The organism is Aquabacterium sp. (genome assembly GCF_021768455.1).
Taxonomy (GTDB): Bacteria; Pseudomonadota; Gammaproteobacteria; order Burkholderiales; family Burkholderiaceae_C; genus Aquabacterium.
Window position 1 is genome coordinate 1 of sequence record NZ_JAIZVX010000034.1, and the last position, 16,953, is coordinate 16,953.

The following is a 16,953-nucleotide window of genomic DNA, read 5'->3' on the forward strand; positions in this document are numbered from 1 at the left end:
CGGTCGCCCAGGCGGCGGCCATCACGTTGTCCACGCCGTCATGCCGACCGGAGACCAGCACCGTAGGGCCGTGGTTCAGCAGACGGTAGGATTTTTCGAGCGGAACGGATTGAAAGTGTGTGGGTTTGGACATGGCCGCACTGTAGTGCCTGGCGGCCATGGCCACACGCATTGCCGCGTAGAACGGGTTCAAGGCGTCTGTAAAGTCCCGTCCATCAGCCGGGTCTGGGTCCAGGTGGTGACGCTGCTCTCGCAGGGGTATTTGGCTGCTTCGGCCTCGTTCAGGTCCACGCCCAAGCCGGGCCTATCGTTGGCGTAGACAAAACCGCGGCGGAACTCAGGCAGACCGGGGAAGACGTCCAGCAGGGCCTCGCGTGGACCTTTGAGGTCCTGGATCACGAAGTTGGGCGGCTCGGTGCCCGACCATTCCTGCACACCGAAGTTGCGCGAGGCCAGATCGATGTGGATATTCGCCGCGTGCGCCAGCGGCGACATATCGCCCGGACCATGCCAGGCCGTGCGCACGCCATACTGCTCGGCAAACAGCTGCAGCTTGCGCCCGGGTGTGATGCCACCGATCTGGCTGAGATGCACCCGGATGTAGTCGATAAGCCGCTCGGCTATCAGGCTGCGCCATTCAAACGGGTGGTTGAACAGCTCACCCTGGGCCAGTGGCGTGCTGGTCTTGGCGCGCATCTGGCGCAGCCAGTCGCCCTCTTCCAGCGGGATCGCGTCTTCCAAGAAGAACAGCTCGAAGGGCTCCAGCTCGCAGGCGAAGCGGATGGCATCTATAGGTTTGAGCCGTTCGTGCACGTCGTGGCACAGCTCCACGTCGAAGCCCAGCCGGCTACGCAACGCATCGAACATCTTCAGCGTTTCGCGCATGTACTTACGGCTGTCCAGGTAGATGCCCTCGGCGGAGCCCTCGGGCGCATGGGCGGGTGCAGCGCCAAACTTGCCGCCGCCATAGCCGCCACCGCCGCCGCTTTCACGGCCACCCAGCAGCTGCATCTGCTCGGCCACGATTTCGGTGGTGTAGTTGTCCTTGCCGTCCTTGTCCTGCCACTTGCGGGTCTTCAGTCGGCCTTCAACATAGACCGGGCGGCCCTTCTTGAGGTATTCGCCGGCGATCTCGGCCAGGCGATCGTAGAAGACGACGCGGTGCCATTCGGTTTCCTCGACCTTGTCGCCGCTGCTCTTGTCCTTCCAGTTGCGTGTGGTGGCAACCGAAACGTTGCAGACGGCCGCGCCGCTGGGGGTGTAGCGCACTTCGGGGTCGCGGCCCAGGTTGCCGATGAGGATGACTTTGTTGATGGAGGCCATGGCCTGATTCCTGATGGGTGTAGGTTGGTTAAAAAGGGTGCCGTTGGTTAGCGCCGCCATTATCTCCCGCCCCCTGGATTCGCCCATCCCCCCGGCGGGTCACTCGGTGGAGGGCCCCCGCAAGGGGTTGCGGGGAACCCCTGATTTGTCCGACTTCGCCGCAATCCGTGTGCATTTTTGCGCACGGCGCACTTCAGCTTGCCTTGCACTGGTCGATATGACTCCCAAGGACAGGGCGCTGGCGGTGGCGTCTGTGCGCGGAGGTGGACCCACAGTCCCCCCGAATGGGATGGTTTGGCACCGCTTCATCGGCGTCTGGTGTGACCTCGTGCACGCCAGACTGCTCCTGACAGGACTTTGCTCCGGCAAGGGAACGCATGAAACGGTCGCCTTTGACGCACAACCGCCGGCTGTTCACCCACACCACGCTGAGCGTGGTGTGGGTGAGCTGGGCTGCGGCCTCGCTGTGGGGCAGCGCGACCTTGGCCTGGATGGCCTGGGGTGCGATGGGTTTGGCGGGGTTGGGCACCACCTGGTGGCTGGCCGTTTTGCGCCGTCAGCGCCAGGCCGAACGTGCCGCAGGCGCCCCCGTTGATCAGATGCTGGACGATGAGGTGCCACCCGCCGGGCCTGGCCCGGAAGTCGCCCAGCGCCTGGGCGAGGCCGCCGAGATCTGGCTGACCCATCTGCAGACGGCGCAGGCCCAGATGAAGGAGGCCACGGACGAACTGCTCTCGGGCTTCGCCAACATCCTGGCGGGTCTCGACACGATCGTGCAGCCCGCCTGGCTGAAAACCGATTCCACCACCGACGAGCGCGCCGAGATGCTGGCGAACTGCGAACAGGACCTCAACCGCCTGATGGCGAACTTTCAGGGCTTTGTGAGCTCGCGGGAGCAGATGCTGGGCTCGGTGTCTGCGCTGTCGCACTCTTCGGCGGGGCTGCAGGACATGGCCGAAGAGGTGGCCAAGATCGCACGCCAGACCAACCTGCTGTCGATCAATGCCGCCATCGAGGCGGCACGCGCTGGCGAGAGCGGCAAGGGCTTTGCCGTGGTGGCCGCCGAGGTGCGTCGCCTGTCGGGCGAGTCGGGCACCACGGGCAAGAAGATCGGCGACCAGGTCAATGCGCTGCGCGAAGAGATGACCCGTGCGCTGAACGTGGCCTCCGCGCAGGCACAGGCCGATGGCTCGGTCATCCACGACTCGGGTGAAACCATCCAGCGCGTGATCAGCGAGGTCGACGCCACGGTGAGCCAGCTCAACGAGCGCGCCGCCAGCCTGAGCCTGCACAGCGAAGGCGTGCGCAACCAGGTGGAACAGCTGATGGTGGTCTTCCAGTTTCAGGACCGGGTCCAGCAGATCGTGGAGCAGGTCAACCAGTCCATCCTCGCGGCCACGCAGCGCATCGACGAGGCCATCCGCCAGGGCACGCCGCTGGACCAGGCCGAGTGGGCCGACCTGCTGCGCAAGGGCTACTCCACCACCGAACAAAGAGCCGTACACGCTGGCGCCCAGCAGGCCCCTTCGGGCAACCAGGCGTCTGAACTCACCTTTTTCTGACAGGGGCAGAACGAGATGTCCAAAACCATATTGATCGTCGATGACTCCAGTTCGCTGCGAACGGTGGTGCGCATGGCCCTGGCCAGGGCGGGCTACACGGTCATCGAGGCCGGGGACGGGGAAGAGGGGCTGACCAAGCTGGACGGCACCAAGATCAACCTCATCGTCAGCGACGTGAACATGCCCCGCATGGATGGCATCACCTTCCTGACGCACGTGAAGGCGCACCCGCGCTACAAGTTCACCCCGGTGGTGATGCTGACCACGGAAGGTCAGGACGCCATGAAGGAAAAGGGGCGGGCGGCCGGCGCCAAGGCCTGGATCGTCAAGCCCTTCAATCCACCCGTTCTGCTGGACGCGGTGGCCAAGCTGGTTCTGCCCTGAGCAGGAGGCCAGCATGAGCGAAGCCCGAACCTTGCCTGCCGAGCTGACCATCTACACCGCAGCGGAGACGCATGGGGTGCTGATGGGCTGGCTGGCGCAGGACACCTCGCCCGGTGACTGGCCGGTGGCCGCCGATGGCGTCAACCAGATTGACGCGGCAGGCCTGCAGCTGATTGTGGCGCTGCACCGCAGCCTGGATGCACGCGGCCAGCACCTGCTGCTGCAGGGGCCGCACGAGGCCTTGCTCAATGCGATGCGCAGCCTGGGCATGGACGCCTTGCTGCACCAGGTGGTGCGAGAAGGGAGCCCGGCATGAGCCTTTCACCCGACGACCTCGACCAGGACTTCATCCGTGAGGCCATGCCGGCCTTCATCAGCGAGGCCCGCGAGCAGATCGAGAACGTGGAGCAGCTGCTGCTCCAGCTGGAAGACAACCCGGGCGACAACGACCTGCTGAACGCGCTGTTCCGTTGCGCGCACACGGTCAAGGGTTCGGCTGGCGTGTTCGGGCTGGATGCGGTGGTGGCTTTCACCCACCACGTGGAAGGCCTGCTGGACAACATGCGCGAGGGCGAGGTGGCCCTCACGCCGGAACTGAGCACGCTGCTGCTGCAGTGCAATGACCAGATCCGCATCCTGGTGGATGCGGCCGACAAGCCGGACGCCGACATCAGCGACAGCGAAGCCGAGCGCACGGCGCTGGTGGCACGCCTGCAGGCCGTGAGCGTGCCGATCGATCAAGGGCTGGGTGGCGGACACGGTGGGAGGGCGCCAGCGGCGGTGTCTGCCTCGGCCCCCGCACCGGCGGCCGCGGCCCTGGCGCACCACAACCGCTGGCACGTGTCGGTGCAATTTGGCGATGACATCTTTCGCCATGGCATGGACCCCTGGGCCATCCTGGCTTATCTGCAGGGCCTGGGCCAGGTTGAATCCATCGTGCACGACGACAGCGCTGTGCCACCGCTGGAGCAGCTCGATCCCGAGAGCTGCCACATGGCCTTCGAGTTCGGCCTGATCAGCGAGGTGGGCCGCGAGGCGATCGAGAGCGCATTCGCCTTTGTGCGCGAAGACTGCGTGCTGCACGTGCTGGGCCCGGACGCCCAGCCCGCGATGTACGAGGACCTGATCCGCTCGCAGCCCCAGCGCACGCGCCTGGGTGAGATCCTGCTGGAGATGGGCGTCATCACGCCGCACCAGCTGCATGCGGGGCTGAGCATCCAGGCCGAGCAAAAGGCGCAGGACCTGCCGGTGCAGCCGCTGGGCGACATCCTCGAAGCCGAGCTGGGCGTGCCCGCTCGCGTGGTCGATGCCGGCCTGAAGAAGCAGAAGCAGCGCGAAGGCGCGACAGCGCCGGAAGACGGCCGCTTCATCCGTGTGCAGGCCGACCGGCTGGACGCCGTGATCAACCTGTTGGGCGAGCTGGTGGTGGCCGGGGCCGGGGCCTCGCTGATGGCACGCGAGACGCGCCACAGCTCCCTGATCGAGGCCAATGCCCACATGGGCCGCCTGATCGAAGAGATCCGCAATGGCACGCTGCAGCTGCGCATGGTGCCGATTGGCGAGACCTTCAGCCGCTTCCGCCGGGTGGTGCGCGACACCGCTGCCGACCTGGGCAAGGAGGTGACGCTGGAGATCGTGGGCGGTGAGACCGAGCTGGACAAGTCCATGGTCGAGCGCATCGCCGACCCGCTGATGCACCTGGTGCGCAACGCCTTGGACCATGGCCTGGAGACGCCTGCCGAGCGCGAGGCCGAGGGCAAGGGGGCCCAGGGCCACCTGACCCTGAGCGCCTGCCACGAGTCGGGCAGCGTGCTGATCCGCATCCGTGACGATGGCCGTGGCGTGAACCGCGAGAAGGTGCTGGCGCGCGCCTGGGAGCGTGGCCTGGTCGAAAAGGGCGTGACCCCGCCGGACAACGAGATCCGCAAGCTGATTTTCGAGCCCGGGTTTTCGACCGCAGAGAAGATCACCAACCTCTCCGGCCGCGGCGTGGGCATGGACGTGGTGCGCAAGAACATCGAGGCCCTGCGCGGCACGGTGCAGATCAGCAGCCCGCCCATCGGTGGCGGCACGCAGATCGAGATCCGCCTGCCACTGACGCTGGCCATCATCGATGGCTTCCTGGTGGGGGTGGGTGACTCCAAGTTCATCTTCCCGCTGGAGGCCGTGGTCGAGGTGATCGACGGCGGTGGCCAGGCCCGGCTGATGGAGTCGGAGGGCCGCTGTTGCATGGAGCTGCGCGGCCAGGTGCTGCCGGTGATGAACATGCACGAGGTCTACGGCCTGGAGCCCGCGGTGCAGGCACGCACCAGCGTGGTCGTCATCCAGGGCGGCGGACAGCTTTTTGGCGTGCTGGTGGACAACCTCCTGGGCCACCACCAGACCGTGATCAAACCCCTGAGCCGCATCTTCCGCGCCCTGCGCGGGATCCTCCATCCTCGGCAATGGCGAGGTGGCGCTGATCTTTGACGTGAACTCGCTCGGTGAACTGGCTGCCGCCGAGCCTTCTTCCAGACCCCCCCGGGAGTCATGCAGCCTCGCTTCCCAACCCACTGATTCCCAGGAATAAGGAGGACGCCATGTCCGATCGCCATCAAGAAGGTCAACACGTGAGCAAGGCTTTGGTCGTTGCCGGTGTGTGTTTCGTGCTGCTGGGCGCGGCCGGTCTGTTCGGCTTTGCCAGCCCCGGCTTGCTGTTGGGTGTGGCGGTGGCCGGTGTGGCCGCCGCGGCCTGGGGTCTCTCGGGAGCCGGCGCCGCCCGGCAGGCGCTGGATGCGCAGTTGCTCGCCCGTGACACCCTGATCGCCAACCTCGACAAGGTCACCCGCGAGCACGAGGCCGGCTGGATCTACAAGACGATCGACGGCAAGGGGCAGCCCGAGGGCTTTGACCTCATTGCCGAGAAGATCAACGCCCTGGTGGCCGCCCACATTGCCGTGAAGATGCAGGTGGTCGACACCATCAAGGCCTACGGGGAAGGGCGCTTCGAGGTGATGATGCCCCGCCTGCCTGGCGACAAGGCGCCGATCACCGCGGCCATGGACAAGGTGCGTGACAGCTTCCAGCTCATGACCACCCAGGGCCGGGCCCATGCGGCCTCGCTGACGGCCGTGGAAGAGGCGGTCACCACCATGACCCGTGAACACGCTGCGGGCTGGATCTACAAGAACATCGACGTGGACGGCATGCCGGCGGATTGCCGAGGCATCGCCACCCTGGTCAATGAACTGGTGGCCAGCCACATCGCCGTGAAGATGAAGGTGGTGGACACCATCAAGGCCTATGGCGAGGGTCGCTTCGACGTGGTGATGGACCGCCTGCCTGGCCAGAAGGCCGTGATCACCGAGGCCATGGACCATGTCCGCGACAGCCTGCAGTCGGTGGTGATCGAGGCCGAGCGCAATGCCCGCGTCAAGACGGCCCTGGAGGTGGTCACCAGCAACGTGATGATCGCCGATGCGGACTTCAATGTGGTGTTCACCAACAAGTCGGTGGACCAGATGCTGATCCGTGCCGAGGCCGATCTGCGCAAGGCCCTGCCAGGCTTCGACGCCCGCAAGGTCGTGGGTGGCAGCATCGACGTCTTCCACCGCAACCCCGTGCACCAGCGCACCATGTTGGCCGCCCTGCGCGACACCTACCGCACCGAGATCAACATCGGTGGCCGCACCTTTGGCCTGGTGGCCACGCCGGTGCACGACAACACCGGCAAGCGCGTGGGCACGGTGGTGGAGTGGACCGATCGCACCGAAGAGATCGCGACCGAACGCGAGATCGCCTCGGTGGTGGAAGCAGCCGCCAGCGGCGACTTCAGCAAGCGCCTGTCGCTGGAATCCAAGCAGGGCTTCTTCGCCACATTGAGCGAGGGCGTCAACAACATCATGGAGACCAGCGACCGCGGTCTCAACGACGTGGCCGACCTGCTCCAGGCTTTTGCCGAAGGCGACCTGAGCTATCGCATCGAGCGCGATTACTCGGGCCTGTTCGCCAAGGTGAAGGAGGCCGGCAACGAGACGGCCGAGCAACTGACCCGCGTGCTGAGCGAGGTGCGTGCCGCGGCCGATGCCCTGACGGGGGCGGCCGGCCAGGTGAGCGCCACGGCGCAGTCGCTGTCGCAGTCGGCTTCCGAGCAGGCGGCTTCGGTCGAGCAGACCACCGATTCCATCGAGCTGATGTCGGCCTCGATCTCGCAGAACAGCGACAACGCCAAGGTGACGGACGGCATGGCCACCAAGGCTTCGCGTGAGGCGGGTGAGGGCGGATCGGCCGTGGGCATGACGGTGATGGCCATGAAGCAGATCGCGGCCAAGATCAGCATCGTCGACGACATTGCTTACCAGACCAACCTGCTGGCCCTGAACGCGGCCATCGAAGCGGCCCGTGCCGGCGAGCACGGCAAGGGCTTCGCGGTGGTGGCCGCCGAGGTGCGCAAGCTGGCCGAACGCAGCCAGGAGGCCGCCCAGGAGATCGGTGAACTGGCCTCGAGCAGCGTGTCGACCGCCGAGCGCGCCGGCAAGCTGCTGGACGAGATCGTCCCGTCCATCCAGAAGACCTCTGAGCTGGTGCAGGAGATCTCGGCGGCCTCGGCCGAGCAGAGCCAGTCGGTCACGCACATTGGCGAGGCCATGTCGCAGCTGAACAAGGCCACGCAGCAGAACGCCTCGGCGTCGGAAGAGCTCGCGGCCACCTCGGAAGAGCTGTCGGGCCAGGCCGAGCAGCTGCAGCAGTCCATCGCCTTCTTCAATGTGGGCGATGACGCGGGCAGCGCGCCGCGCCGTGCCCCGGCCGAGCCGAGCGAGCCCGCCCCTCGCCGACGCAGCGGCGGCAATGGCCCCAGCCTGCGCCTGACCTCGGCAGGTGGCGCCCGCGTGGCCACCGGCAACTTCCGCCCCTACTGATCGGAGGCCCGCATGAGCAGCCCCCTGGCGCCGAAAGGTGCAGTCAGCCTGGATGCTGGCGCCTCGCAGTACCTCACATTTTCTCTGGGTGAGGAGATCTTCGCGATGGACATCAGCACCGTGCGCGAGATCATCCAGTACGGCCCGCTGACCACGGTGCCGCTGATGCCCGAGTTCGTGCGCGGCGTGATCAACCTGCGGGGTGCCGTGGTGCCCGTGATCGACCTGCAGGCGCGTTTTGGTCGCGCCCAGGCGGTGGTGGGCAAGAAGACCTGCATCGTGGTGTTCGACGCCGTCCGGGCTGGCGAGCGCGTCGAGCTGGGCCTGCTGGTCGATGCCGTGAGCGAGGTGATCGACATCCCCGGCAACCAGATTGAGCCCCCACCCAATTTCGGCACCTCGGTGCGGCGCGATTTCATCAAGGGCATGGGCAAGGTGGCGCAAGGCCGCTTCGTCATCATCCTGGAGCCGGACAAGGCCTTCGACATGAACGAGATGGCGGCGCTGTGCGCCCAGTCTCAGGTGCCGGTGGCGGCGTGAGCAGGAGCCCAGCATGAGCCAGGTTGCCCTGCCCGAACGCACTTTCGACCGCATCCGCACGCTGATGTACGACAGCATCGGCCTGGACTTCGATCCCTCCAAACGACCGCTGATCACCTCACGCCTCTCGGCCCGGGTGCAGAAGCTGGGCCTGGAGGATTTTGACGAGTACCTTGCGCTGGTGACCAACCCGCACGATGGTGGCGAGTTCCAGATGATGGTCGACCTGCTGACCACCAACGAGACCTACTTCTTCCGCGAGCCCAAGCACTTCGATCTGCTGGAGCAGGAGCTCAACCAGACCCGCCCGCAGCAGCTCAAGCTCTGGAGCGCGGCCTCGTCCTTTGGCGACGAGGCCTACAGCCTGGCCATGTTGCTGGCCGACCTGCAGATGATGGGCAAGATCGGCTCGGAGTGGTCCATCCTGGGCACCGACATCTCCGACCGTGTGTTGCGCAGTGCCATGGAAGCTGTCTACCCCGAAGAGCGTCTGCGCTTCGTCAAGCCGGAGCGTCTCAAGCGTTACTGCCTCAAGGGGCATGGCAGCTCGGAAGGCCTGGTGGCCATGCAGCCCAAGCTGACCAGCCGCGTCTCCTTCGGGCAGCTCAACCTGTGTCAGCCCATGGACGGCGTGGGGCAGTTCGACGTGATCTTCCTGCGCAACGTGCTGATCTATTTCGACGCCCAGACCAAGTCCGAGGTGGTGAGCCGCGTGGTCGATCACCTCAAGCCCGGAGGGCTGTTCTTCATCGGCACGGCCGAGGGGCGAGTGCCTTGCGACACCCCGCTCACCCCGCTGATCCCCGGGGCGTTCAGAAAGGGCAGCAGGAGGCCTGAATGACCCTGCCTCTCAAGCCCGGCGCCAGGCTGCCCGTGCGGCGCAGCGCCCAGGGCATCTACGTGCTGCATCCCGGTGACATCGCCTGTGCCGACGAAGGCGATCGCTTGCAGACCCTGCTGGGGTCCTGTGTGTCGGTCTGCCTCAACAGCCCCAGGCGGCATGTGGGGGGCATGTGCCACATCATGTATTCGGGGCCGACCCCGCCGGTGCACAAGCACAACACCGCCTATGCCGAACCGGCCATGCGCAAGCTTTTTGCGGACCTGCGCGCCAAGGGCGTGAACCCCTTGAGTTGTGAGGCCTACGTCTACGGCGGGGGCAGCATGTTCTCGCCCGATGGCACGGTGAGCGCCGCCAATGCCCGCGTGGGCGAACGCAATGTGGCCTGGGCGCTGGAGTTCCTCGCCGACTCCGGCATCGTGCTGCGCGGCAAGTCCGTGGGCGGCACGCAGTATCGAAAAGTGGACTGGCTGGTGGGTGCCGAGGCGCCCGAAGTCCGGGTCGCAGCCGTGGAAAGGGCCATCCGATGAGCATCAAAGTCTTTGTGGTGGACGATTCCGCCGTGGTCCGCCAGGCCTTGCAGCACCTCTTGCAGGGCGAGCCCGGCATCGAGCTGGCCGGCAGTTTTCCCAATGCGATGCTGGCAGGGCCCGCCATCCGCAAGAACAGGCCCGACGTGCTGCTGCTGGACATCGAGATGCCTGGCATGGACGGCCTTACCTTCCTGCGCCAGCTGATGGAAGACTGCCCCGTGCCCACGGTGATCTGCTCGACCCTGTCGACCGCCGGCAGCAAGGTGGCGCTGGAGGCGCTGTCGTCCGGGGCGGTGGCCGTGATGGCCAAGCCGCGCATGGGCCTCAAGCAGTACCTCGATGATTCGCGGGCCGAGATGGTGCAGACCCTCAAGGCGGCGGCGGCCTCCAAGCCGCGCGCCGGAGGCAAGGCCTTTCTGCCCGCGGCCAAACCGGCGGCGCCTGCACCCGCATCGGCCGCCCATGCCGGCGCCCACGGCACCCCCCGGGCCCATGCCGCACGCCCGGCCACGGCGGCCGCACCCGTGCACGCCCTGGCGGTGAACAAGCCGGTGGTGATCGGGGCCTCGACAGGTGGCACGCAGGCGCTGGAATCGGTGCTCTGCCGCCTGCCGGCCGACTGCCCGGGCGTGGCCATCGTGCAGCACATGCCCGAAAACTTCACGCGCCTGTATGCCGAGCGCCTCAACGACATCTGTGCCATGACCGTGCGCGAAGCCCGCAGTGGTGACCGCATGGAGCGGGGCACGGTGCTGATCGCGCCGGGCGGCAAGCACCTGCAGCTGAGCAAGTCCATGGGGCAGTACTTCGTCAAGGTGGTCGATGGCCCGCCCGTGAACCGCCACAAGCCCTCGGTGGACGTGCTCTTCAAGTCGGCCGCCGAGGTGGCCGGCAAGGACGTGCTGGGCATCATCCTGACCGGCATGGGCGACGACGGCGCCCGTGGCATGAAGCTGATGCACGACAAGGGCGCCCGCACCGTGGCGCAGGACGAAGCCAGTTGCGTGGTGTTCGGCATGCCCATGGAGGCCATCAAGCTGGGGGCGGTGGACGACGTCAAGCCCCTGGGCCAGATCGCCGACGCCATCATGCGCTTCGACGCCCGGGCCTGAGCCCCGGCGGCCAGGCCGGGCCCTACACTCGCGGTTTTCACCTCACCGCATCGGAACCCTGCCATGTGCCAGCTGCTGGGCATGAACTGCAACACGCCCACCGACATCGTCTTCAGCTTCTCGGGCTTTGCGACGCGCTCCACCGAGCACGCCGATGGCTTCGGCATCGCCTTCTACGAGGGCCGTGGCGTGCGCTTGTTCGTCGACCACCTGGCGGCTCGCGTCTCGCCCGTGGCCGAGCTGATCAAGCGCTACCCGATCAAGAGCAGCCACGCCATCGCCCACATCCGCAAGGCCACGCAAGGCGTGGTGGCGCTGGAGAACTGTCACCCCTTCATGCGCGAGCTCTGGGGGCGCCATTGGGTGTTTGCGCACAACGGCAACCTGGTCGACTTCGCGCCCCGCCTGCATGGTGCCTTCCGGCCCGTGGGCGACACCGACAGCGAGCGCGCCTTCTGCTGGCTGATGCAGGAGCTGGCCAAGAGCCACGCCAGCATGCCCTCGGTGGCCGAGCTGACCCGCACCCTGGCCGAACTGGCGCCCCAGGTGGCACGCCATGGCACCTTCAACTTCATGCTCAGTCAGGGCGACGCCCTCTGGGCTCACTGCAGCACGAACCTGCATTACCTGCAGCGCCAGCACCCTTTCGGCATGGCCCGCCTGCAGGATGAAGACATGGCCCTCAACTTCGCCGAGCTGACCCAGGCCGACGACCGCGTGGCCGTGATCGCCACCGAGCCGCTGACCCTCAATGAGGACTGGGTGAAGATGGGTGCCGGCCAGTTGCTGGCCTTCGTCGGCGGGGTGCCGGTGCAGGGCTGATCTGCCCCGACATTCATGGCGGATGTCACGCGGGGAGGTCTCATTTTTGCCAGATTGGCTTCAGTTTGGCGGCGGCCTGGCCGACATCACTTCATCGTGCCCGCGCGCGCCAGCCTGCCCGATCACCAAGATGCCCAACGACTCAGACGCCCAACGTGACGACCTTGCCCGCCAGCTGCACAGCGCCTTGCAGGCCCTGGGTTACGACACCACCCTGCACAAGGTGGCCCACGACATTCCCGACGCGCAGGAGCGCCTGACCTACGTCGGGCAGATGACCGAGCGTGCCGCCAGCAAGGTGCTGACCCTGGTGGAAGAGGCCAAGCCGGCCTGCAGCCAGCTGATCCAGGCCAGCGAGGCCCTGCTGGCCACCCCCGAGGCCTCGGCCGAACAATGGCGCGCCCTGGCGCAGCAGTCCATGGCCCTGGCACGGGCCCAGCAGGGCGTGCTCGACGACATCATGATGAGCCAGGATTTCCAGGATCTCTCTGGTCAGGTCATCAACAAGGTTGTGGGCATCCTCTCGCAAACCGAAAAGCAGCTGCAGGAGCTGCTGGTGCACAGCGAGCTCGAAGCGCCCGTGGCCGCCGAAGGCGAGCTCACCGGTCCGCAGGTGGCCGGCAAGGCGCTGGAGCAGGACGACGTGGACGACCTGCTGGCCTCGCTGGGTTTCTGAGCGCTCACATCGTCTCGGTGAAGAGCTCCCGCCCGATGAGCATGCGGCGGATCTCGGAGGTGCCGGCGCCGATCTCGTAGAGCTTGGCGTCGCGCCACAGCCGGCCCAGCGGGTACTCCGAGATGTAGCCATTGCCCCCGAAGACCTGGATGCCTTCACCGGCCATCCAGGTGGCCTTTTCAGCGGCCAGCAGGATGAGCGCCGCGCAGTCCTTGCGCAGGCCGCGGACCTGGTCCGGGCTGGCCGCATCGAGGTTCTTGCCCACGGTGTAGGCGAAGGCCCGGGTGCTCTGCAGGGCCGCGTACATGTCGGCCAGCTTGGCCTGGATCAGCTGGAATTCGCCGATCGCCTGGCCAAACTGCTTGCGCTCGTGCACGTAGGGCAGCACCGCGTCCATCACGGCCTGCATGATGCCGATGGGGCCGCCTGCGAGCACGGCGCGCTCGGTGTCCAGCCCGCTCATGAGCACGCGCACGCCCCCATCGCGTTCGCCCAGGATGTGGTCGGCCGGCACCTCGACGTTCTGGAACACCAGTTCACCTGTGGGCGAGCCTCGCATGCCCAGCTTGTCGAGCCGCTGCGCCACGCCAAAGCCCTTCATGCCCTTGTCGATCAGGAAGGCGGTGATGCCCTGGGCGCCTCGCTCGGGCGTGGTCTTGGCATAGACCACCAGCACATCGGCCACCGGCCCGTTGGTGATCCACATCTTGCTGCCGTTGAGCAGGTAGTGGTCGCCACGCGCGTTGTGAACGTGCTCGGCACGCAGGGTCATGCTGACCACGTCGGAGCCTGCGCCGGGCTCGCTCATGGCCAGGGCGCCCACGTGCGCGCCGCTGATGAGCTTGGGCAGGTAGTGGCGCTTCTGCTCGACCGTGCCGTGGCGCTGGATCTGGTTGACGCAGAGGTTGGAGTGCGCGCCGTAGCTCAGGGCCACCGAGGCCGAAGCGCGGCTGAGCTCTTCCATGGCCACCATGTGGGCCAGGTAGCCCATGCCCGCGCCGCCGTAATCGGGTGAGGCGGTGATGCCCAGCAGGCCCATCTCGCCCAGGGCGGGCCAGAGGTCGATGGGGAAGGCGTCGTCGCGGTCGATGTCGGCGGCTCGGGGCGCGATCTCGTTGTCGGCAAAGGCGCGCACGGCCTCGCGCAGGGCATCGATGTCGCCGCCAAGCAGGTGGTTCAGGCCGGGTGTGTGCATCGTGCGCTCCTTGCGTGAGGTGGGGGGGCTAAGCCGTCATGGGGTGTCAGCGGGCGGTGTGCGTCGGGACAGCAGGGCCTGGGCCACGCGCGACACCGGCTTGCGGCCGATGACGCCCGAGATGAAGGCCCCTGCGTCCACCAGGGCGTCGAGGTCGATGCCGGTCTGGATGCCCAGGCCGTGCAGCAGGTAGACCACGTCTTCGGTGGCCACGTTGCCTGTGGCCCCCTTGGCGTAGGGGCAGCCGCCCAGGCCGGCCACGCTGCTGTCGAACACGTGCACGCCCATCTGCAGGCTGGCGAGGATGTTGGCCAGGGCCTGTCCGTAGGTGTCGTGGAAGTGGCCGCTGAGTTCGTGGAGGGGCACATGCTTCAAGGCGCGGGCCATCACGGCCTGCACCTGGCCTGCGGTGCCCACGCCGATGGTGTCGGCGATGCCGATGTGCTGGCTGCCGATGTCCAGCAGGCGCTGCACCACGTCTTCCACCGCATCGGGCGTCACCTCGCCCTGATAGGGGCAGCCCAGGGCGCAGGACACGGCCGCGCGCACCTTGATGCCGTGTGCACGGGCCGCGGCCACCACGGGGCGGAAGCGCTCGATGGACTCGGCGATGGAGCAGTTGATGTTGCGCTGGCTGAAGGCCTCGCTGGCGGCCGCGAAGATGACGACCTCGTCAGGGCGCGTGGCCAGGGCGGCTTCGAAGCCTTTCATGTTGGGGGTGAGCACGCTGTGGCGCACACCGGCTGGGCGCGGGATGGCGGCCATGACCGAGGCGGCATCGGCCATCTGTGGCACCCACTTGGGGCTGACGAAGCTGGTGACCTCGATCTCGCGCAGGCCCGCGTGCTGCAGGCGTTGCACCAGTTCGATCTTGGCGGCGGCCGGCACCGGGCGTGCCTCGTTCTGCAGGCCATCGCGGGGGCCGACATCGACCAGGGTGACGTGGGTGGGGTAGGTGGAGGTGGGGGTGTTCATGCCATGCGCAGGAGTTCGGTGCCTTCGGCCACCTGGTCGCCCACGGCGCACAGGAGCTCGGACACGGTGCCGTCGCGCGGCGCCGTGAGGGTGTGCTCCATTTTCATCGCTTCGGTCAGGGCCAGGGGCTCGCCCTGCTTCACCTGTTGCCCGCTGTGCACGAGCAGGGCGATCACACGGCCGGGCATGCGGGCCGTGAGCGCGCCGGCCAGGGCCGGGTTGGCGCCGGGTTGGGGTGCCAGTGGGTCGCAGAGGTCGATCGGGTGCTGACCGTGGGGCGTGAACACGTCGCAGCGCAGGCCCTGCCGTGCCACGTGCAGGGTCAGGCGCAAGGCCTGGGGTGGGGACAGCGCCGATGTGGGGTCGGTGTCGGGCATGGCGGCCAGGCTGAGGTCGATGCGGTCGGGCTCACCGGCGGGGCCGGACGCGGGATGCCATCGCAGCCAGAAAGCCTGTTCACCGTGCTGCACCTGCCAGCGGGTGTCGCCCAGGTGGCGCAGCCGCAGCGCATGCACGGCGCCCCGGTGGGCCAGGCTCAGGCGCCGGGTGGCCTGACCGTGCAGGCGCCAGTGGGGGGCGCGTTGCCATGGGTCGACCGCGCTGGCTGAGAGGGCAGAGGGCAGGGGGGCCTCGTCTTGCAGGATGCGGCCCACGCAGGCCAGCAGTGCCAGGGTGTCTTCCGTGATGCCGGGTGCGGCGTCGGGGGGCGTGGCCTCGAACAGGGCATGGTGTTCGCGCTCGATCAGGGCCGTGTCCAGCCGGGCTTCGACGAAGGCCCTGCAGCGCAGCAGGCGGCGCACAAAGCCGATGTTGTGCTTCACGCCGGCCAGACGGGTCTGCCCCAGGGCGGCGTCGAGCCGGCGCAGGGCGGTGTCGCGGTCGGGCGCCCAGGCGATCATCTTGGCCACCATGGGGTCGTAGTGTGGCGAGATGGGGGCGCCCTCGCGCACACCGCTGTCGAGCCGCAGGGCTCCGGGCGAAAAGGCCGATGCCATCGGGGTGCGCCAGCGGCCGAGGCGGCCGGTGCTGGGCAGGAAGCCGGTGTCCGGGTCTTCGGCGCACAGGCGCGCTTCCACGGCGTGGCCGTGCAGGGGGATGTGTTCTTGCGTGAGCGGCAGGGGCTCGCCCGCGGCCACGCGCAACTGCCACTCCACCAGGTCCAGTCCCGTGATGGCCTCGGTGACCGGGTGCTCGACCTGCAGGCGGGTGTTCATCTCCATGAACCAGAAGCGGCCATCGGGCTCGCAGAGGAACTCCACCGTGCCTGCGCCCACATAGCCCACCTGCCGCGCCGCCGTGAGCGCGGCCCGCACCAGGGGCGCGCGCCGCTCGGGTGTCATGCCAGGGGCGGGCGCCTCCTCCAGCACCTTCTGGTGGCGGCGCTGGACCGAGCAATCCCGCTCGTACAGGTGAACGATGTGGCCGTGCGTGTCGGCAAAGACCTGGACTTCAATGTGGCGGGGCTGGGCCACCAGGCGCTCGATCAGCACGCGGGCGTCGGCAAAGCTGGCCAGGGCTTCGCGCTGGCAGGCCGCCAGGGCCGCGCTGAAATCGGCCGGGCTGTGCACGGCCCGCATGCCCTTGCCGCCGCCACCGGCCACGGCCTTGACCAGCACCGGGTAGCCGATGCGCTCGGCCTCCCGCCTCAGCGTGGCCTCGTCCTGCGCGTCGCCCTGGTAGCCCGGCACCACCGGCACACCCGCTTGCGCCATCAGCGCCTTGGCCTGGGCCTTGTCGCCCATGGCCGCGATGGCCGAGGGAGGTGGGCCGACGAAGACCAGCCCGGCGTCCAGGCAGGCCTGGGCAAAGCCGGCGTGCTCGCTCAGGAAGCCGTAACCGGGGTGCACGGCCTGGGCGCCCGTGGCCAGGGCGGCTTCGATCAGTCGGGGGATGACCAGGTAGCTCTCGCTGGCCGCCGCCGGGCCGATGGCCACCGCCTGGTCGCAGGCCTGCACATGGGCGGCGTCGGCATCGGCGTCCGAGTACACGGCCACGGTGCGCACGCCCAGGCGCCGCGCGGTGGCCGCGATGCGGCAGGCCACTTCACCACGGTTGGCGATCAGGAGGGTGTGGAACATGGGGGCCTTTCTCC

At 67.6% G+C, this 16,953-nt stretch carries 15 protein-coding genes and 1 pseudogene; 11 read left to right on the plus strand and 5 right to left on the minus strand.

What is annotated here, in order from left to right; all coding sequences use genetic code 11:
* Both QZ994_RS06695 and ssb read right to left on the minus strand, forming a co-directional pair.
* A pseudogene (locus tag QZ994_RS06695) lies at positions 1–133 on the minus strand (flavin reductase); the annotation flags it as partial.
* 56 nt (positions 134–189) lie between these two features.
* The gene (gene ssb / locus QZ994_RS06700; protein WP_290869993.1) at positions 190–1,323 is read right to left on the minus strand and encodes a single-stranded DNA-binding protein; all 1,134 of its coding nucleotides are present in this window, start codon (positions 1,321–1,323) and stop codon (positions 190–192) included.
* Positions 1,324–1,700: 377 nt separating this feature from the next.
* Between ssb and QZ994_RS06705 the strand changes: the two genes are divergently transcribed.
* From QZ994_RS06705 to QZ994_RS06755, 11 genes are all read left to right on the plus strand, one after another.
* On the plus strand, positions 1,701–2,885 hold the full coding sequence (locus tag QZ994_RS06705; RefSeq protein ID WP_290869994.1) for a methyl-accepting chemotaxis protein: 1,185 nt from the start codon (positions 1,701–1,703) through the stop codon (positions 2,883–2,885).
* A 15-nt stretch (positions 2,886–2,900) separates the two neighbouring features.
* Positions 2,901–3,269: a response regulator gene (locus QZ994_RS06710; RefSeq protein WP_290869996.1), complete on the plus strand. Its 369-nt coding sequence runs from the start codon at positions 2,901–2,903 to the stop codon at positions 3,267–3,269.
* Positions 3,270–3,282: 13 nt separating this feature from the next.
* Positions 3,283–3,585, plus strand: coding sequence for an STAS domain-containing protein (locus tag QZ994_RS06715; RefSeq protein ID WP_290869998.1), 303 nt, complete (start codon positions 3,283–3,285; stop codon positions 3,583–3,585).
* Entirely contained in the window at positions 3,582–5,738 is a 2,157-nt protein-coding gene (locus QZ994_RS06720) for a chemotaxis protein CheA (protein ID WP_290870000.1), read from the plus strand. The genes QZ994_RS06715 and QZ994_RS06720 overlap by 4 nt, the downstream gene beginning before the upstream one ends.
* A 110-nt stretch (positions 5,739–5,848) precedes the next feature.
* Complete coding sequence (locus QZ994_RS06725) at positions 5,849–8,167, plus strand: methyl-accepting chemotaxis protein (RefSeq protein ID WP_290870002.1); 2,319 nt, start codon at positions 5,849–5,851, stop codon at positions 8,165–8,167.
* A 12-nt stretch (positions 8,168–8,179) separates the two neighbouring features.
* The gene (locus QZ994_RS06730; protein ID WP_290870004.1) at positions 8,180–8,707 is read left to right on the plus strand and encodes a chemotaxis protein CheW; all 528 of its coding nucleotides are present in this window, start codon (positions 8,180–8,182) and stop codon (positions 8,705–8,707) included.
* A gap of 13 nt (positions 8,708–8,720) precedes the next feature.
* Positions 8,721–9,548 carry a protein-glutamate O-methyltransferase CheR gene (locus QZ994_RS06735; RefSeq protein WP_290870007.1) on the plus strand — a complete coding sequence of 276 codons (828 nt, stop codon included), beginning with the start codon at positions 8,721–8,723 and terminating at the stop codon, positions 9,546–9,548.
* On the plus strand, positions 9,545–10,078 hold the full coding sequence (locus QZ994_RS06740; RefSeq protein WP_290870010.1) for a chemotaxis protein CheD: 534 nt from the start codon (positions 9,545–9,547) through the stop codon (positions 10,076–10,078). Before QZ994_RS06735 ends, QZ994_RS06740 begins: the two co-directional genes overlap by 4 nt.
* Positions 10,075–11,193 carry a chemotaxis response regulator protein-glutamate methylesterase gene (locus QZ994_RS06745; protein ID WP_290870013.1) on the plus strand — a complete coding sequence of 373 codons (1,119 nt, stop codon included), beginning with the start codon at positions 10,075–10,077 and terminating at the stop codon, positions 11,191–11,193. The genes QZ994_RS06740 and QZ994_RS06745 overlap by 4 nt, the downstream gene beginning before the upstream one ends.
* Positions 11,194–11,256: 63 nt before the next feature.
* On the plus strand, positions 11,257–12,015 hold the full coding sequence (locus QZ994_RS06750) for a class II glutamine amidotransferase (RefSeq protein ID WP_290870016.1): 759 nt from the start codon (positions 11,257–11,259) through the stop codon (positions 12,013–12,015).
* A gap of 130 nt (positions 12,016–12,145) precedes the next feature.
* Positions 12,146–12,691, plus strand: coding sequence for a protein phosphatase CheZ (locus tag QZ994_RS06755; RefSeq protein ID WP_290870019.1), 546 nt, complete (start codon positions 12,146–12,148; stop codon positions 12,689–12,691).
* A gap of 4 nt (positions 12,692–12,695) precedes the next feature.
* On the opposite strand, the gene QZ994_RS06760 is transcribed toward QZ994_RS06755, so the two are convergent.
* Genes QZ994_RS06760 through QZ994_RS06770 form a run of 3 tightly spaced genes read right to left on the minus strand, consistent with a single transcriptional unit; the run spans position 12,696 to position 16,939 of the window.
* Positions 12,696–13,886, minus strand: a complete 1,191-nt coding sequence (locus QZ994_RS06760; RefSeq protein WP_290870022.1) for an isovaleryl-CoA dehydrogenase — start codon at positions 13,884–13,886, stop codon at positions 12,696–12,698.
* Positions 13,887–13,922: 36 nt separating this feature from the next.
* Positions 13,923–14,861 carry a hydroxymethylglutaryl-CoA lyase gene (locus tag QZ994_RS06765; protein WP_290870025.1) on the minus strand — a complete coding sequence of 313 codons (939 nt, stop codon included), beginning with the start codon at positions 14,859–14,861 and terminating at the stop codon, positions 13,923–13,925.
* Positions 14,858–16,939, minus strand: a complete 2,082-nt coding sequence (locus QZ994_RS06770; protein ID WP_290870028.1) for a biotin carboxylase N-terminal domain-containing protein — start codon at positions 16,937–16,939, stop codon at positions 14,858–14,860. Before QZ994_RS06770 ends, QZ994_RS06765 begins: the two co-directional genes overlap by 4 nt.
* Between the last annotated feature and the right edge of the window lie 14 nt (positions 16,940–16,953).

Excerpts from the sequence above, each read along its gene's own strand:
- ssb (WP_290869993.1), bottom strand. The coding sequence starts at position 1,323 with ATGGCCTCCATCAACAAAGTCATCCTCATCGGCAACCTGGGCCGCGAC.
- QZ994_RS06705 (WP_290869994.1), top strand. The coding sequence starts at position 1,701 with ATGAAACGGTCGCCTTTGACGCACAACCGCCGGCTGTTCACCCACACC.
- QZ994_RS06710 (WP_290869996.1), top strand. The coding sequence starts at position 2,901 with ATGTCCAAAACCATATTGATCGTCGATGACTCCAGTTCGCTGCGAACG.
- QZ994_RS06715 (WP_290869998.1), top strand. The coding sequence starts at position 3,283 with ATGAGCGAAGCCCGAACCTTGCCTGCCGAGCTGACCATCTACACCGCA.
- QZ994_RS06720 (WP_290870000.1), top strand. The coding sequence starts at position 3,582 with ATGAGCCTTTCACCCGACGACCTCGACCAGGACTTCATCCGTGAGGCC.
- QZ994_RS06725 (WP_290870002.1), top strand. The coding sequence starts at position 5,849 with ATGTCCGATCGCCATCAAGAAGGTCAACACGTGAGCAAGGCTTTGGTC.
- QZ994_RS06730 (WP_290870004.1), top strand. The coding sequence starts at position 8,180 with ATGAGCAGCCCCCTGGCGCCGAAAGGTGCAGTCAGCCTGGATGCTGGC.
- QZ994_RS06735 (WP_290870007.1), top strand. The coding sequence starts at position 8,721 with ATGAGCCAGGTTGCCCTGCCCGAACGCACTTTCGACCGCATCCGCACG.
- QZ994_RS06740 (WP_290870010.1), top strand. The coding sequence starts at position 9,545 with ATGACCCTGCCTCTCAAGCCCGGCGCCAGGCTGCCCGTGCGGCGCAGC.
- QZ994_RS06745 (WP_290870013.1), top strand. The coding sequence starts at position 10,075 with ATGAGCATCAAAGTCTTTGTGGTGGACGATTCCGCCGTGGTCCGCCAG.
- QZ994_RS06750 (WP_290870016.1), top strand. The coding sequence starts at position 11,257 with ATGTGCCAGCTGCTGGGCATGAACTGCAACACGCCCACCGACATCGTC.
- QZ994_RS06755 (WP_290870019.1), top strand. The coding sequence starts at position 12,146 with ATGCCCAACGACTCAGACGCCCAACGTGACGACCTTGCCCGCCAGCTG.
- QZ994_RS06760 (WP_290870022.1), bottom strand. The coding sequence starts at position 13,886 with ATGCACACACCCGGCCTGAACCACCTGCTTGGCGGCGACATCGATGCC.
- QZ994_RS06765 (WP_290870025.1), bottom strand. The coding sequence starts at position 14,861 with ATGAACACCCCCACCTCCACCTACCCCACCCACGTCACCCTGGTCGAT.
- QZ994_RS06770 (WP_290870028.1), bottom strand. The coding sequence starts at position 16,939 with ATGTTCCACACCCTCCTGATCGCCAACCGTGGTGAAGTGGCCTGCCGC.